Genomic DNA, 15,051 nt, shown 5'->3' on the forward strand with positions numbered 1-15,051 from the left:
GCTACTTTTTATTAATACATTAATTTTAATTCTAAGTTTTGAACCACTTCAAACCTGCCCGAGTTCACGATCGTATTGTTTGCTGGTGCTTGGCCTTTTGCTCCCCACAAAATAGCAATTAGTTTAACAGGGTTATTTTCAAAAGTGTTTTTTGAAATGGTTACGTAAACGATTCCCTTATTTTTGATCAGTAGGTTTTCCGGCTGCATTTTACCACAATTTGTAAAAGTATTGCCTTCTATTTTTAGGTTTCCACCAATGGTTGATTCATCGTATCCACCACGATAATAATCGAGCACATTTCCTTGTATGGCATCAAATTTAGAATTGGTAAACGTCACAAATTCGGCATTATAGTCTCCTCCATCATTCGTTTCTTTGTTCAATAAAAAGCCATTAGCGCAATTGCTAATTTTTGAATTAATAACTGAAATGGTATCTGCAAAAGAGCCTTTTGAAACTTCTAAAACTGTTTTGAAGTTGGATATATCCGTGTTTTCAATACGCAAATCATACGCTTTACTCATCAGTTTATCGAGAGTTGTAAAGGCATTTTGAGAGTTGTCACCGCTTACAATCAAATCTTTAAGGCTTAAATTGGCTTTTGGTTGTAACTCAAAAGCTGTTTTGGCAGCAGTGAAAATTAATTTGGCTTTGTTTTTTTTATCAACTGACCTTAAAGTGATTTCTTTATTTATAGCTAGCGTTTGGTTCAGTTTGTAAGTTCCTTTTCTTAGCAAAATTGTTGTTCCGGGACTAACGATTGAAAGCTGTTTGACTAACTCTTCTGAAGTTGAAACGGTTACAGAAGCTGCTGCCATTTTTGTTTTTTCGGGCTGAAACCAATTAGTTCCAAATTTTGATTTATCAACCAATGGTTCGTTTACTTGTACGGGATTCACAATCGCTCCAATACTGTTACTACTGCTGTTTCTTTTAGTTCCAAAAAGGTCTGTAGTGATTGTTTCAAAATCAAAACCATTGTAAAGCGTGGTGTCATTTTCCTTAGGTACGAACAAGGCTTTGCCAAATTGCTTCATTTCCATAGTTTTTGTAACCAAACCAGCTGGTTTTATTTCACTTTTATTTTCGCTATTGATACTGTTATTTTTAAAAGTGACACCATCGACTTTGTCAAAATTCACGATTGGATTGGTGTCGGGTACTTGATTGTAAATAATGTTGTTGGCAAGCAATACTCTTTCAGGTCTAGCGGAACGGATTTCCGAAGCGGGTAAAACCGCTTTTTGACTTAAATTGGCACCAACACTAAATTGCCAAGGAGAAATACAATCAATAAATGAATTGTAAGCAACTACCACATCCGTCACTTGATTGTATCGATTTAGAGAGGATTTCGGAATTCCATTCATGATGGCAATAGCACTTCTAAACGATTCTCCTTTGATTTTATAAAAATAATTATTGGTGATCCAATGGCCGGTATTGATAACCCTAATTCCGCCCATTTGGTTAGAGTTGTCAGTACCAATAAATAAATTACTATCAATCATAGCATAGTTACCGTGGCGTAAGACTAGAGATCCTTCACTTTCAAAAAAAATGTTTTTTCTGAATTGGTTGAAATTCGATTTGCTGGAGATAATCTCAACTTCGCCATTGCAGCGGTCAAATAAATTATGATAAACATTCGTGTAAGAGGGTGTCATCGATGTTTCGCTATCCCCAATTTGAATTGTTTCTCCATGTGGTCCACCTTTTCTTGGTCGTGGTCCAAAATGATTGTTTATTATTTGATGGTGGTTATTAATATGTTCGTTTCCATCCAAGAAAACACGTACTGTTGGGCCAAAATTTGATTTACCCGTGATGTAGCAATTACTTAACTCATTGTTTCTACCCCAAAATTCTACCCAGTGATCACTTACATCACGATCAGGTTGTGTGAACTCTTCAATAACGCATTGCGTTACCTTACAGTTATTGGCAATAGAATCATTATTTATTTTAAATTGAATTAGACTGTTTGATGGTGTGTAGCCATTTTTAAAATACAAATCGCGTACTTCGAGGTAGCTACCAGCTAATTGAAGGTTAGAGATGCCTTCGATAAACACTTTTCCGGGAGTTTCGGCACGTAAAATAATTGGTTTCTCTTTTGTTCCTTTTCCAAAGAATTTTATTTCCGCATCTTTCCATGTACCATTTGCTAGTATAATTTGATCTCCTGCAACACTATTTTTAATGGCTATTTTTAATTCGTTTAGGTTGTTGACCTTTATGTTGGTAGGTGAAGTACTGCTACTTGCAAGCATACTGTGATTGCTAAAAAATAGTATAAGGAGTACACTAAGGACAGATAAAATCTTTTTCATGGACTTGTATTTTAAATATTGTTTCATCTTTTTTTTAAGCTTGATGACCATTTTTATAAGTTATTCAAATAAAAAGGTTCCGTGCTATTTGGAGTTGAATGCGGTTTACGTACTAATTCACGCCTATAAAATCTTCTCAATCTAGTTGTGAGAGGTTTTATAGTAGGCTTTTACTAAATTTGGCACAAAAACCAAATTGGTTTTCCAAATTGGTTTTCCAAATATAGGGATATAATTTAATTAAACAAGAGCTTTAAATGTAAGTTCTAAAAATGCTTGATTTTATTGCAGCGGTATAAATAGCTAACGGTGTTTATAAATTGATGACTACTACTGAAATGGTTCGCAGCTAACCCTTCAAGCTTACAAAAACTAGTAGCTGTACCGTACCGAAAATCGGAGGTATTTCAATTTAAAATAGTATAGTAGTCCTTATAGAATCCCCTGTCAAACTGCACGCTATCTGGTGTTAAAGTAACCAAATTAAGGAGGGAAATAAAACTAAGTAAGAAGAAACTAGTTTGTAAGGAACCGAAATTTACAGTGTGAATGAATAAAGATAAGTCTCTTTTGGAAGGCTTATTTTCTAAAAAAGTAAATAAGACCTACAGAGGAGTTAAGCAAATTGTTTTTCAAGCCAGACTGAGAAGCTGTTTCAGATGTTCCATCAAAATTTAAAATTTGTTTCGCATGCATCAAACTCGAAATATCGCCACTCAGGGATACATTGTTCGAAATCTTTAAGGTTGCAGTAAGGCCGTATATGACATTAATCAATTTGTCCTTTCTATTGTTTGAATCATTTTTAAATTGTGAAATTCCAGCTCCAGCATGAAACAGTATACCAACTCGTTCGGCTCTATTGTACAAGCCAAGTGCATAGCCCACATCAGTAACTGCTTGGATGCTTATTCTTTTATAGTTGGTTTCAAATTCTTGAGAGTCGCTACTGTTCTTGAACTTGTCAATAGCAATATCAGCTTTCATACCTATGTAAGGAGTAAAGGTATATCGAGTTCCTAAATCCACGTGATAAAAACTAGGACTAGTTGTAAAATAGCCCGAACTCATAGTGTTAAAGGGCTTATTCACCCCAACATTAAACTCTAACGACCATTCCTGATAATCTCCTCTATATTCTTGCGCACTTAAATTAAATTGTAAAACTAGAAGGAGTAAAAGGAAAAGCTTTTTCATGACGGTAGATTGTTTTTGAATAGTTAAAAGGCAAATTTACTGTTTTAACCGAAAAAAACAGGAATAGGTGTAAAATTCTAAAGCTAGCTTGCTTTTTGCTTTAATGAAGCTTTATATCTCACTTTTCATTTGTACTTTGTCGTGTAAGTAGCAAACAATTACTTAAATTTGCTACCACAATAAGAAAGATACTAGTTATAAAAATCACACTATGTTACAAATTGCATTTATTAGAGAGAATCAAGAGAAGGTAATTCAAGCTTTGGCAAAAAAGAATATGGACGCCAAAACTGTGGTAGAAGCCGTAGTTGAATTAGACGAAAAACGTCGTGCTACCCAAGTTGAATTAGATAATATTCTAGCCGAATCTAATAAATTAGCCAAAGACATTGGTGAATTGATGAAATCGGGTGAAAAAGCTAAAGCAGCAATTTTAAAAGAAAAGACAGTAATCAATAAGGAGAAAAGTAAAAAATTAGCCGAACAAGCAGATGCTTATGTAGCAGAGCTTACGGACAAACTTTATACCTTACCTAATCTTCCTGCCGACATTGTTCCAGTGGGTAAAACACCGGAGGAAAATCTAAATGTATTTGAAGCAGGAACGGTTCCTGTATTGCATGAAGGAGCACAACCACATTGGGAGTTGGTGAAAAAATATGATATTATCGATTTTGAACTAGGAAATAAAATCACCGGTGCTGGTTTTCCTGTTTATAAAGGTAAAGGAGCACGTTTGCAACGCGCTTTAATCAATTACTTTTTAGATAAAAACACTGAAGCTGGTTACAACGAAGTGCAAGTGCCACATCTTGTAAACGAAGCTTCGGCCTACGGAACAGGACAATTACCGGACAAAGAAGGTCAAATGTACCATGATGCAACCGATGATTTGTATTTAATTCCAACAGCTGAGGTGCCTGTGACCAATTTATTTAGAGATGTTATTTTATCTGAAAATGAATTACCTGTTCTAACAACAGCATACACACCGTGTTTTCGTCGTGAAGCAGGTTCTTACGGAGCACATGTTCGCGGTTTGAATCGTTTACACCAATTTGACAAAGTCGAAATTGTACGCGTAGAGCATCCTGATAAATCGTACGAAGCGCTAGACGGAATGGTGGAGCATGTAAAACACATCTTAGACGAGTTGAAATTACCATATCGTATCCTGCGTTTGTGCGGCGGAGATATGGGTTTTGCTTCGGCTTTGACGTACGATTTTGAAGTTTTCTCAACAGCGCAAGACCGATGGTTAGAGATTTCTTCAGTATCCAACTTCGAAACGTTTCAATCAAATCGTTTAAAGTTACGTTTTAAAGATAAAGATGGTAAAAATCAACTAGCGCATACCCTTAACGGAAGTTCATTGGCATTACCAAGAGTGCTGGCAGGAATTCTCGAAAATTATCAAAGTCCGGAAGGAATTGTAATTCCTGAGGTACTGCGACCGTATTGCGGGTTTGATATTATTGATTAAATTTTAGCCTTTTTTAGTAACCGAGAATTCGCAAATTTTTTCTTTTTTAAAGTAATTGAAATTTGCGAATTTGCGGTTAAATTGGGTTGCGATTAACGAAGCTTTTGTGAATAAAAGCATTAATTATGAAAAAGCTCTTTCTTCTTATTATTTTGTCATTTTCGTTTTTTGCTCAAGCTCAAAACGAACAATTAGCGCAATATTATTATGAAAAAGGAGATTTTGAAAAAGCAAAATTAAGTTATGAGGAATTGCTTGAAAATGTACCGCAAAACACTCAATATTTTCTAAGAGTTGTCGATTGTTACCAGCAACTACAACAATATGAAATTGCGGACAAAGCCCTGCAAAGCAGAATTGATAAATACCATCAAGGTAATATTTTGGTAGAGCTTGGCTATAATTATCAATTACAAAAGAAAGATACTAATGCAAAGGAGTGTTATGACCAAGCTATAGATAAGATTCGGAAAAATCCAAATGAGGTTTTCGCTGTTGCTGCCGCTTTTGAAAAAAAAGTGTTATTAGAATATGCTTTGGAAGCTTATGATATCGCTACTCAAATGTTACCCACTTTTAGTTTTAATTATCAAAAAGGACTGTTGTACGGACAATTAGGGCAATCCGATAAAATGATTGAAATGTTCTTGGATGAAGCCGAGGCACACCCAGAAAATTCAGTAGTGATTCAAAGTCAGTTCATGCGCTTTATGGCGGATGCCAGCGATACTAGTTTTAGTGAAGCGCTAAGAAAAGCATTGATTGTTCGAGTCCAAAAATCGCAAGATCTTTTTTGGAACCATTATTTGAGTTGGTTTTATGTGCAAGGAAAAGAATATGGTAAAGCTTTTGTTCAAGAAAAGGCGATTTATAAAAGAGTGCCTGAATCACTATCCAATATTATAAACTTAGCACAGCTCGCTATTCAAGAAAATGATGAAGAGACAGCTACAGAGGTTTTGGGATTTGTTTTAGAAAACACCAAAGATTTGCAGTTATTGGTTCAAGCCCATTCTTATTTGTTAAAAATTAAAATTCAAAATGCTAAAGCAAAGGATTATCCTGCCATTACAACAGCTATTGATGGTTTGATTAAAGAATTCGAACTTAGTCCATTTACTTTGTCTTTACAGTTAATTCAAGCCCATTTTATTGCTTTCAATTTAAATAAACCTGAGGAAGCAAGAACAATTTTAAAGCGAGCACTAGACCTTAATTTAAGTAATTATGAGCAGGCTCAGGTAAAAATGGAACTAGCGGATGTTTTATTATTCGAAGAAAAATTCAATCAAGCTTTGATTTATTATTCTCAAATTGAAATGGATCTTAAAAATGACGCTATGGCTCATGAAGCAACATTGAAAGCAGCAAAAACAAGTTATTTTAAAACTGATTTTGATTGGGCTTTAAAGCAGTTTAAAGAACTTAAGTCAGCTAGTACGCAGCTTATCGCTAATGATGCCTTGGAGTATTTTTTACTCATTAATGATAATACGGTAGCGGATTCGACGCAAACCGCCTTAGGTGTTTTTGCAAAAGGTGATTATTTATTATATCAAAATAGAAACACGGAGGCAATTGCACTTTTCCAGTCGATATTACAAAAATTTAAAGGACAAGAAATCGAAAGCGTTACTTTATTACGACTTGGAACTGTTTACGAAAAAATGGGCGAATACAATTTGGCCTTGAGCCAATATCAAAATATTATAGACCATCATAATGATGGCATCTATACTGATGAAGCGCTGTTTTTTTCGGCAGAAATATACAATAACAAACTGCAAGAACCCGAAAAAGCCAAACCACTGTACGAGAAAATTATTTTTAACCATGAAGATAGTATTTACTTTGTCGAGGCTAGAAAGAAATTCAGGCAGTTACGCGGCGATCTAAACTTATAAATGAGTAGAACGGTAGGTATTTTAAAAGTACTACTGTCAATAAACGAATAACAATCAATAAATAAAATACAATGATCATATATAATGTTACCAGTAATGTGCACGAAAGTATTCACGATCAATGGATGATTTGGATGCAGCACAAGCATATTCCAGAAATTTTAGCAACCGGTAAGTTTGTTTCAGCGCGATTGGTTCGTGTTTTAATCGAAGAAGAAATGGGCGGTGTAACCTACTCAGCACAGTACACAACTGACAGTAAGGATACTTTGGAAAGGTATTATCAAGAAGATGCACCTCGATTTAGAGCAGAGATTGAAAAATTATTTGGCGAAAAAGTATTGGCTTTTAGAACGGAGCTGCAAGTGATTTCAGATCATTAAGATTTGTTACAAACGGTTCGAAGCTAGCTTTAGAGACAAAACTAGGTTGGGGCTCGAATCATAATTACACATTGTGCCTAACAGCCGATGTGTTTAATACAAGAAAATGGAAAAAGTAAAAGCTAAAAAACACCTCGGACAACACTTTTTAAAGGATGAAAGCATTGCAAAAGCAATTGCTGACACCATCAATCTTGAAGGGTACGAAGATGTTTTAGAGATAGGCCCAGGAATGGGTGTTTTAACGAAGTATTTGTTAGACAAACCTATAAACACCTATGTAATTGAAATCGATACAGAATCAGTAGATTATTTAGATGCTAATTATCCAAAATTAAAAGACAAAATCATTTCGAAGGATTTCCTTCGCTATGATATCAATGAAGTCTTTCAAGGGAAACAGTTCGCTATTATTGGGAATTTCCCGTACAACATATCGACTCAAATTGTGTTTAAAACTTTGGAGTTGAAACATCAAATTCCCGAGTTTGCAGGAATGTTTCAAAAAGAAGTGGCTGAACGTATTTGTGAGAAGAAAGGTAGTAAGGCTTACGGGATTCTCTCTGTTTTGGCGCAAGCCTTTTATGACGTAGAGTATTTATTTACTGTAGATGAAAATGTATTTATTCCGCCTCCGAAAGTAAAATCTGGCGTGATGCGCATGCGTCGAAAAGAAGATTTTAGTTTGCCTTGCGGCGAAAAGTTATTCTATACGGTTGTTAAAACCGCTTTTCAGCAACGCCGAAAAACATTGCGCAATAGCTTGAAAACATTGAACCTTTCAGATGCTTTGCGAGAAGACCTTGTTTTTAACTTGCGACCAGAGCAGCTAGATGTAGCCGAATTTATAGCACTGACCCAAAAAATAGAAGCCGATGGAATTTAAAATCAGTAAAGACTTAATACTCGAATTAGAACAGCACATTGTCAATAAAAATGATCGGGAGTTAGAACGCCTGCTTCATGACATGCACCATGCTGATATAGCAGAGATTCTGGATGAACTTGATTTTGATGAGGCTACTTATATTTTCAAGGTATTAGATTCAGAGAAAACCTCCGAGATATTACTAGAATTAGAGGATGATTTAAGAGAGAATATCCTTAAACGCTTATCTGCCAAAGAAATCGCCGAGGAGCTAGATGAGCTAAATACCGATGATGCTGCGGATATCATCGCTGAGCTTTCGCAATCCAAAAAGGAGGAAGTAATCTCAGAGTTGGATGATTTAGAGCACGCCAAGGACATTATTGACTTATTGCGCTACGACGAGGATTCGGCGGGTGGTTTAATGGGGAAAGAGCTAGTAAAAGTAAACGAAAACTGGAGCGTACTCACTTGTGTAAAGGAAATGCGTGCACAGGCCGAAAACGTTTCACGAGTGCATTCGATCTATGTAGTTGATGATGAAAACAGGTTAAAAGGACGCTTATCTTTAAAGGACTTATTGACTACCTCTACTAAAACACAAATAGCAGATATTTACATTAAAAAAGTAACTTTCGTTAATGTGGATGCCGAAGATGTTGAGGTGGCTCGTATCATGCAAAAATACGATCTTGAAGCTATTCCTGTTGTCGATGCGATGGGCAGGTTAGTAGGGCGTATTACTATTGATGATATTATTGATGTAATTAGAGATGAAGCCGATAAGGATTACCAATTAGCAGCGGGTATCTCTCAAGACGTTGAAGCCGATGATAGTATTTTAGAATTAACTAAGGCGCGATTGCCATGGCTGGTTTTAGCCTTATTAGGAGGTTTTATTACGGTTAGAGTTTTAGGTTTGTTTGAAGGAGCGATGCTCGAACACGGTAATTTATTCTTTTTCACGCCACTAATTGCGGCTATGGCAGGGAATGTTGGGGTACAGTCTTCAGCGATTATTGTGCAAGGTTTAGCAAACAATACTTTGAGTGGTTCTTTATTTAATCGTCTAATCAAGGAAATTGCTTTGAGTTTATTAAATGGTGCGATTTTATCGGCTATTTTATTTACGGGCAGCTATTTTTTATTGGGTGAGCCGCCTATAATTGGGTTCGTGATTTGCTGTGCTTTGATATCTGTGATTATCATAGCATCCTTAATAGGAACATTTGTTCCCTTGTTACTAGATAAATTTGGGATCGACCCCGCATTGGCTACGGGACCTTTTATAACGACAAGCAATGATATTTGTGGAATCTTAATTTATTTCTCTATTGCAAGAATGATATTAGGATTTTAATTTATCCACAACTACTACTGAACAACTACAACCAACTAACAACCAAGATTATGAACATTCACATTATAGGAGGCGGAAATTTAGGTGCTTCAGTAGCATTAGGTTTTGCTAAGTTCTCCCACGGTCATCAAATAACAGTAACTAGACGAACGATTAGTAAGATTCAGCATTTAGAAGCGGTTGGCGTGATGCTTTCCGCAGATAATACGGCAGGAATTGAAAAGGCAGATATCATTATCTTAACCATAAAACCATATCAAGTAGATTTGGTCTTAGCCGAAATTTTGCCGTTCATCAAAAATAAAATTATCGCCTCAGCAGTTAGTGGTTTGTCTATAGAATCACTGCAAAATAAGATTGGTTTGGAGAATCAAGCCATTCGAATTATGCCAAACATCGCCGCGCAATTTGGAGAGTCAGCTACTTGTATTTCTTTTCAAGAGCAGCATGCAGTTCAAGGGCAGCAATTAGTTGCCTTGTTTAAGGATTTAGGGACAGCGCCAGTTATTGATGAAAAATTAATGGACGCCGCTACTGTACTTGCTGCTAGTGGAACCGCGTTTGCTTTGCGCTATATTCGTGCCTCCATGCAAGCGGGAATCGAAATTGGATTTGATTGGCAAACTGCTTTAGCCATCTCGGCTCAAACGGTAAAAGGTGCTGCTGCGATGATAATGGAAGAGCAGGTGCATCCAGAGCAATTGATAGATCGTGTTACCACTCCAAAAGGCTGCACAATCGCAGGCTTAAACGAAATGGAGATGCATGGATTTAGCTCATCATTGATTAGAGGGATCAAAACATCTTTGAATCAAATAAAAGGATAATGTTGAACTGTTCTACAGGATTGTAAATGCTCTAAGTTTGTTGAATAAGTTGTAAGACCCATCATAACAATAAGTTAAGTCGTATTAAATTTTGAGAAAGTTGTCGTTTATCGAAAAAACAGGGCGATCATAGAAAACGTTAAAGTGTTTTTATTTTGGTTCTTTTTTTGTAACTTAGCTAAGCACTCAAACCTATCTTTTACCTTACTGCCTAATGTTTTAAACTTAACATTTAAAACCTCTTATCATGAAAAAGTTATTTGACAGTTTTTACGACGCAATTTCAAATTTTTTATTCGGTGGTCAAAGCGTTTCACGACTATAATTATTAATCAGCAAGTAATTGCTCAATAAAGTAAATAGTATGACGCAAAAGTACTCCTTGTATTAATTTGAAGACAAACCCATTTTTAAACAACTTCGTTTTAAAAATGGGTTTTTTTATGGTGCTATTTTCCATTTTTTAGAATTCACTGCTGCAATAAGGTTTCTTGGTTTTCCCAAAACAAGACTTTTTTTCTAAATTTTAGTATCAAACTTGCCAAACAACTGTTGGGTAGTCTTAAGATTTGTAACTTTGATCCATTATCTAATCAAACACAACTATTTTGAAACAAGAAATTAGAGTGCTGCATATCGACAGTAACCATCCCGTTTTAATGCAAGGACTACAGGATTTAGGTTGTATAAACGAAACTGATTTTAGCTCGTCTAAGGAAGAAATAGAGTCCAGAATACACGAGTATCACGGAATCGTTATTCGTAGTCGCTTTAAGATCGATAAGCACTTTCTTGATAAAGCAACAAACTTACAGTTTATTGCACGAGTAGGTGCTGGCCTCGAAAGTATCGATTGTGATTATGCTACAAGTAAAAACATAACCTTAATCGCTGCTCCGGAAGGCAACAGGAATGCAGTCGCTGAGCATACTTTGGGAATGATTCTTTCCCTTTTTAACAAGCTAAATACAGCCGATAAAGAAATTCGTTCCGGACAGTGGAACCGCGAAAGTAATCGGGGTCATGAACTTGATGGTAAAACGGTTGGTATCATCGGATATGGAAACATGGGTAAAGCTTTTGCAAAAAAACTACGTGGTTTTGACGTCGAAGTTTTGTGCTACGATATTCTTGATAATGTGGGTGATGCTAATGCAAAGCAAGTCGCTTTTCATGAATTCCAGCAAAAAGTAGAAGTTTTAAGCTTACACCTGCCGTGGACTCCTGAGACGGACCGTATGGTCGATGCAAAATTCATAGCTGGATTTGCCAAGCCAATATGGATTATCAATACGTCAAGAGGTAAAAATATAGTAACCGAAGATCTCGTGGCCGCGATGAAGACCGGAAAAATAGCTGGTGCTGGACTTGATGTTTTAGAATATGAAAAACTTTCGTTTGAAACGTTGTTTCAAGAGGATAGCACACCTGAGGCATTTCAATATTTGCTTGAGGCACCCAATGTAATCTTAACTCCGCATGTTGCGGGTTGGACCTTTGAGAGTCATGAGCGGCTTGCACAAGTGATTGTCGACAAAGTTAAATGCAAGTATTTCGGTGAGCCCGAGGTTGATAAAGTGGATAAGCGAGTAACAGGAATTGGTGGTTTTTTCTTTAAATCTACAAATTCAAAAGCGCTAGTGGCTTGGTACGGCAAACATTTAGGTTTAAAAACCGATGAATACGGTTCTACTTTTTGGTGGAAAGATAAAAGCGGGAACGATTGTTCTACGCAATGGTCTCCCTTTGCGAATGATACAACTTATTTTGCGCCAAGCGAAAAACAATTCATGCAAAACTTCCGCGTAGAGGACCTTGAGAATTTGTTAAAAAAATTAGCTGATGAAGGTGTAACAATAATAGGTGAGATGGAGACTTATGAATATGGAAAATTTGGTTGGATTGTAGACCCTGAAGGAAATAAAATTGAACTCTGGGAACCAATCGACAAAGTTTTTCTATAAATGACACTTTATTAACTAAACCAAAAAAATGGAAACCACAAAAACAGAACATTGGAATCAATCCAATAAACCGATCCCAGTATTTAAAGTAGACCCGATCATGGTATTAATCTTAGGATTTGTAACCTGCGGATTGTATCATATTTATTGGAATATTAAAATCGCTGAAGTTTTAAACGCAGTGGCGGAAAGAGAAGTAATTTCGTCGCCAATAGCTATTTTTTCGGGCTGTTGTTTTCCAATTAATATTTATTTCTTTTATTTAGCGGGTCGCGAAGGATTACCTCAAGTTTACAAACGTATTGGTTATCCTCATAAGGATGATTCGACCTTATTGATTGTTTTAGGTTTTTTCTTTCCTATGGCTGCAGCAATGATTGTTCAAAATGACATTAATAAACTTTACAATTAATACAAAAGCACAACGTAAAATTTACGGAATTATCGCGGCAGTAGTCACATTGATGGTTCCGTTAATTTTATTGTTTTTTAATCAAGATGCGCATCTGGAAACAGATCAATCACTTTGCCCTTTAAAAATGCTTACGGGTTTTCCTTGCCCCGGCTGCGGTATCACCAAGTCACTTGTTTATTTTTATGAAGGAGATCTTCTAAAAAGTTTGTATTACCATATTTTGGGTCCCTTTGTAGTAGTATTTTGCGTGGTTACGATACTTGTGCTAAGCACAGAGTTAATTACTAAAAAAGAATACTTTAACAGTTTGTTGTATAACAAAAAAATAGCCGATGGTTTGGCTATTTTCTTAGGCGTATATCATTTAATTCGAATTATTTACTTCATTCATCAGCATTCTCTCGATGAGATCGTAAAGGAATCCATCTGGAGGTAAACTAATCCTCTTTATCTGCTAGTTTTCTTTCTAATTCAGCTTGAAACTCTTCCATAACGGGCTTCATAGTGCTTTCAGGAATATCAGCGATTCTAATGTACATTAAACCATCTACAGCATTATTAAACAGTGGGTCTACATTAAAAGCTACCACTCTAGCATTTTGCTTGATGTATTTCTTGATCAAAACAGGTAAGCGTAAAACACCTGGTTCTAGCTCGTCAATAATTTTGTCAAATTTATTTAAATCGGCTTCAGTTTCGTTAAAAATGAAATCTTTATCAGCATCTTTAAGTTTTACTTTGTAAGCCTTTTTTGGGTGAATGTATTGTGCGATGTACGGATCGTAATAATTAGATTTCATAAACTCGATCATCAATGATTTTGAAAAATCAGAAAATTGATTGCTTATGCTCACACCTCCAAGTAAGAATTTGTGTTCAGGAAAACGCAAGGTAGTATGAATAATTCCTTTCCATAACAAGAAAAGAGGCATTGGTTTTTGTTGGTATTCTTTAATGATAAAAGCGCGACCCATTTCGATCGATTTGTTCATCATGTCATGAAGCTCAGGCTCAAAACGAAACAGTTCATTTAGGTAAAACCCCTCAATACCATATTTAGGATAAATCTCTGACCCCAATCCCATGCGATAAGCACCTGCGATTTTCTTAGCGTCCTCGTCCCAAAGAAATAAATGATGGTAGTACTGATCAAATTTGTCTAAATCAATAGATTCATTTGTACCTTCTCCTACCTCTCTAAACGTAATTTCACGTAAGCGCCCAATTTCGTGTAGTATGTTGGGTATGTTTTTAGCTTCCGCAAAAAATACTTCGTAATTTTTACTTTGCAATAGCCTACAATCCGTATCTCGTAGCGCATTTACTTCGATAGTCATTTGATCTACATTGGCCGGTGTAGCAATTTCTTTAGGGCTCTTTGGAAGTTTTAAAATAGGAGGCGTCAGCAATTTGCTCTCTTTTTCAAAAGGATTGGCAAGCATGTATGTTTTTTTCCTTAAGAATTCAGAATAACTTTCAAGTGAAACATGTTCGTTTTGTTCCGCAACAGAAATCGGTTTACCAATTCGCACTTTAATCACGCGATGCTTTTGACTAAAAACTTCCGAAGGTAATTTAGCAGTACGCAAGGTGCCGCTTATTTTTGAAAGTAGGTAAAAAAGCCTACTGTTTTTTGCATGAAAATAAATAGGAACAACAGGAACTTGTGCTTTTCTGATTACTTTAATAGCACCTTCTTCCCAAGGTTTGTCGACCATTAATTGGCCGTCTTTATAGCTAGAAACTTCACCTGCTGGAAACATCCCTAAAGGTTTACCGTCACTTAAATGGCGCAACGTTTCTTTTATCCCTACCACGCTTGATTTAGCATCCTTGTGATTTTCAAAAGGATTAACAGGCATGATGTATTCTTTTAAAGGGGCTATTCGATGTAAAAGAAAATTGGCGATAATTTTAAAATTAGGCTCTCTTTCTAACATCAATTTCAGTAATAGAACACCATCTATTCCTCCAAGTGGGTGATTAGATATTGTGATGTAAGCACCCTCTTTGGGTAGTCGCTTCAAATCTTCATCAGGGATCTCAAATTTTATTTGTAAATCATCTACGATAGCATTGAGGAAATCAATGTCTTTTAAGTGTTTGTTACTGTCGTAAAACTTATTAAGCGTAGATATCTTCAAGACTTTCATTAATAACCAACCCGAAAAGGTTCCGAAAACCCCATATTTATCAGCATTTATTGCTTTGGCAACTTCTTTGGCGGTAACTAAACCCATTTATTCTTGTTTTTTGAGCGAAAAACAAAGATAGAAAAAAACTCCATGCAGTGGCTATCGTAGTCTTGGATTTT

12 protein-coding genes and 1 pseudogene are annotated in these 15,051 nt (G+C 36.0%); 10 read left to right on the forward strand and 3 right to left on the reverse strand.

Annotation, left to right across the window (positions count from 1 at the left end):
- Nucleotides 1–11: 11 nt before the first annotated feature.
- Both ACZ2G0_RS04285 and ACZ2G0_RS04290 read right to left on the reverse strand, forming a co-directional pair.
- Nucleotides 12–2,336, reverse strand: coding sequence for a chondroitinase-B domain-containing protein (locus tag ACZ2G0_RS04285; RefSeq protein ID WP_470309155.1), 2,325 nt, complete (start codon nucleotides 2,334–2,336; stop codon nucleotides 12–14).
- 579 nt (nucleotides 2,337–2,915) lie between these two features.
- Nucleotides 2,916–3,533, reverse strand: coding sequence for an outer membrane beta-barrel protein (locus ACZ2G0_RS04290; RefSeq protein WP_470309156.1), 618 nt, complete (start codon nucleotides 3,531–3,533; stop codon nucleotides 2,916–2,918).
- 211 nt (nucleotides 3,534–3,744) lie between these two features.
- Here ACZ2G0_RS04290 and serS point away from each other — a divergent pair, with 211 nt between their 5' ends.
- From serS to ACZ2G0_RS04340, 10 genes and pseudogenes are all read left to right on the forward strand, one after another.
- Entirely contained in the window at nucleotides 3,745–5,016 is a 1,272-nt protein-coding gene (serS, locus tag ACZ2G0_RS04295; RefSeq protein WP_470309157.1) for a serine--tRNA ligase, read from the forward strand.
- A 125-nt stretch (nucleotides 5,017–5,141) separates the two neighbouring features.
- On the forward strand, nucleotides 5,142–6,920 hold the full coding sequence (locus ACZ2G0_RS04300) for a tetratricopeptide repeat protein (protein ID WP_470309158.1): 1,779 nt from the start codon (nucleotides 5,142–5,144) through the stop codon (nucleotides 6,918–6,920).
- Nucleotides 6,921–6,991: 71 nt separating this feature from the next.
- Nucleotides 6,992–7,303, forward strand: coding sequence for a DUF4286 family protein (locus ACZ2G0_RS04305; protein ID WP_470309159.1), 312 nt, complete (start codon nucleotides 6,992–6,994; stop codon nucleotides 7,301–7,303).
- A gap of 106 nt (nucleotides 7,304–7,409) precedes the next feature.
- Nucleotides 7,410–8,189, forward strand: coding sequence for a 16S rRNA (adenine(1518)-N(6)/adenine(1519)-N(6))-dimethyltransferase RsmA (rsmA, locus tag ACZ2G0_RS04310; RefSeq protein WP_470309160.1), 780 nt, complete (start codon nucleotides 7,410–7,412; stop codon nucleotides 8,187–8,189).
- On the forward strand, nucleotides 8,179–9,531 hold the full coding sequence (gene mgtE, locus ACZ2G0_RS04315; protein WP_300283727.1) for a magnesium transporter: 1,353 nt from the start codon (nucleotides 8,179–8,181) through the stop codon (nucleotides 9,529–9,531). Before rsmA ends, mgtE begins: the two co-directional genes overlap by 11 nt.
- A 50-nt stretch (nucleotides 9,532–9,581) precedes the next feature.
- Nucleotides 9,582–10,358, forward strand: a complete 777-nt coding sequence (proC, locus tag ACZ2G0_RS04320; protein WP_470309161.1) for a pyrroline-5-carboxylate reductase — start codon at nucleotides 9,582–9,584, stop codon at nucleotides 10,356–10,358.
- 659 nt (nucleotides 10,359–11,017) lie between these two features.
- Nucleotides 11,018–11,911 (forward strand): annotated as a pseudogene (locus tag ACZ2G0_RS04325) (2-hydroxyacid dehydrogenase); the annotation flags it as partial.
- An 87-nt stretch (nucleotides 11,912–11,998) separates the two neighbouring features.
- On the forward strand, nucleotides 11,999–12,322 hold the full coding sequence (locus ACZ2G0_RS04330; protein ID WP_470309817.1) for a VOC family protein: 324 nt from the start codon (nucleotides 11,999–12,001) through the stop codon (nucleotides 12,320–12,322).
- Nucleotides 12,323–12,350: 28 nt separating this feature from the next.
- On the forward strand, nucleotides 12,351–12,734 hold the full coding sequence (locus tag ACZ2G0_RS04335) for a DUF4234 domain-containing protein (RefSeq protein WP_300283723.1): 384 nt from the start codon (nucleotides 12,351–12,353) through the stop codon (nucleotides 12,732–12,734).
- Entirely contained in the window at nucleotides 12,709–13,173 is a 465-nt protein-coding gene (locus ACZ2G0_RS04340) for a DUF2752 domain-containing protein (protein ID WP_470309162.1), read from the forward strand. The genes ACZ2G0_RS04335 and ACZ2G0_RS04340 overlap by 26 nt, the downstream gene beginning before the upstream one ends.
- Nucleotide 13,174: 1 nt before the next feature.
- On the opposite strand, the gene ACZ2G0_RS04345 is transcribed toward ACZ2G0_RS04340, so the two are convergent.
- The gene (locus tag ACZ2G0_RS04345) at nucleotides 13,175–14,977 is read right to left on the reverse strand and encodes a GNAT family N-acyltransferase (protein ID WP_470309163.1); all 1,803 of its coding nucleotides are present in this window, start codon (nucleotides 14,975–14,977) and stop codon (nucleotides 13,175–13,177) included.
- Nucleotides 14,978–15,051: the final 74 nt, after the last annotated feature.

This window comes from Flavobacterium sp. KKT103, assembly GCF_055640565.1.

What these genes read in the sequence shown, in the direction of transcription:
- ACZ2G0_RS04285 (WP_470309155.1), bottom strand. Translation starts at nt 2,336, where the DNA reads ATGAAAAAGATTTTATCTGTCCTTAGTGTACTCCTTATACTATTTTTT.
- ACZ2G0_RS04290 (WP_470309156.1), bottom strand. Translation starts at nt 3,533, where the DNA reads ATGAAAAAGCTTTTCCTTTTACTCCTTCTAGTTTTACAATTTAATTTA.
- serS (WP_470309157.1), top strand. Translation starts at nt 3,745, where the DNA reads ATGTTACAAATTGCATTTATTAGAGAGAATCAAGAGAAGGTAATTCAA.
- ACZ2G0_RS04300 (WP_470309158.1), top strand. Translation starts at nt 5,142, where the DNA reads ATGAAAAAGCTCTTTCTTCTTATTATTTTGTCATTTTCGTTTTTTGCT.
- ACZ2G0_RS04305 (WP_470309159.1), top strand. Translation starts at nt 6,992, where the DNA reads ATGATCATATATAATGTTACCAGTAATGTGCACGAAAGTATTCACGAT.
- rsmA (WP_470309160.1), top strand. Translation starts at nt 7,410, where the DNA reads ATGGAAAAAGTAAAAGCTAAAAAACACCTCGGACAACACTTTTTAAAG.
- mgtE (WP_300283727.1), top strand. Translation starts at nt 8,179, where the DNA reads ATGGAATTTAAAATCAGTAAAGACTTAATACTCGAATTAGAACAGCAC.
- proC (WP_470309161.1), top strand. Translation starts at nt 9,582, where the DNA reads ATGAACATTCACATTATAGGAGGCGGAAATTTAGGTGCTTCAGTAGCA.
- ACZ2G0_RS04335 (WP_300283723.1), top strand. Translation starts at nt 12,351, where the DNA reads ATGGAAACCACAAAAACAGAACATTGGAATCAATCCAATAAACCGATC.
- ACZ2G0_RS04340 (WP_470309162.1), top strand. Translation starts at nt 12,709, where the DNA reads ATGACATTAATAAACTTTACAATTAATACAAAAGCACAACGTAAAATT.
- ACZ2G0_RS04345 (WP_470309163.1), bottom strand. Translation starts at nt 14,977, where the DNA reads ATGGGTTTAGTTACCGCCAAAGAAGTTGCCAAAGCAATAAATGCTGAT.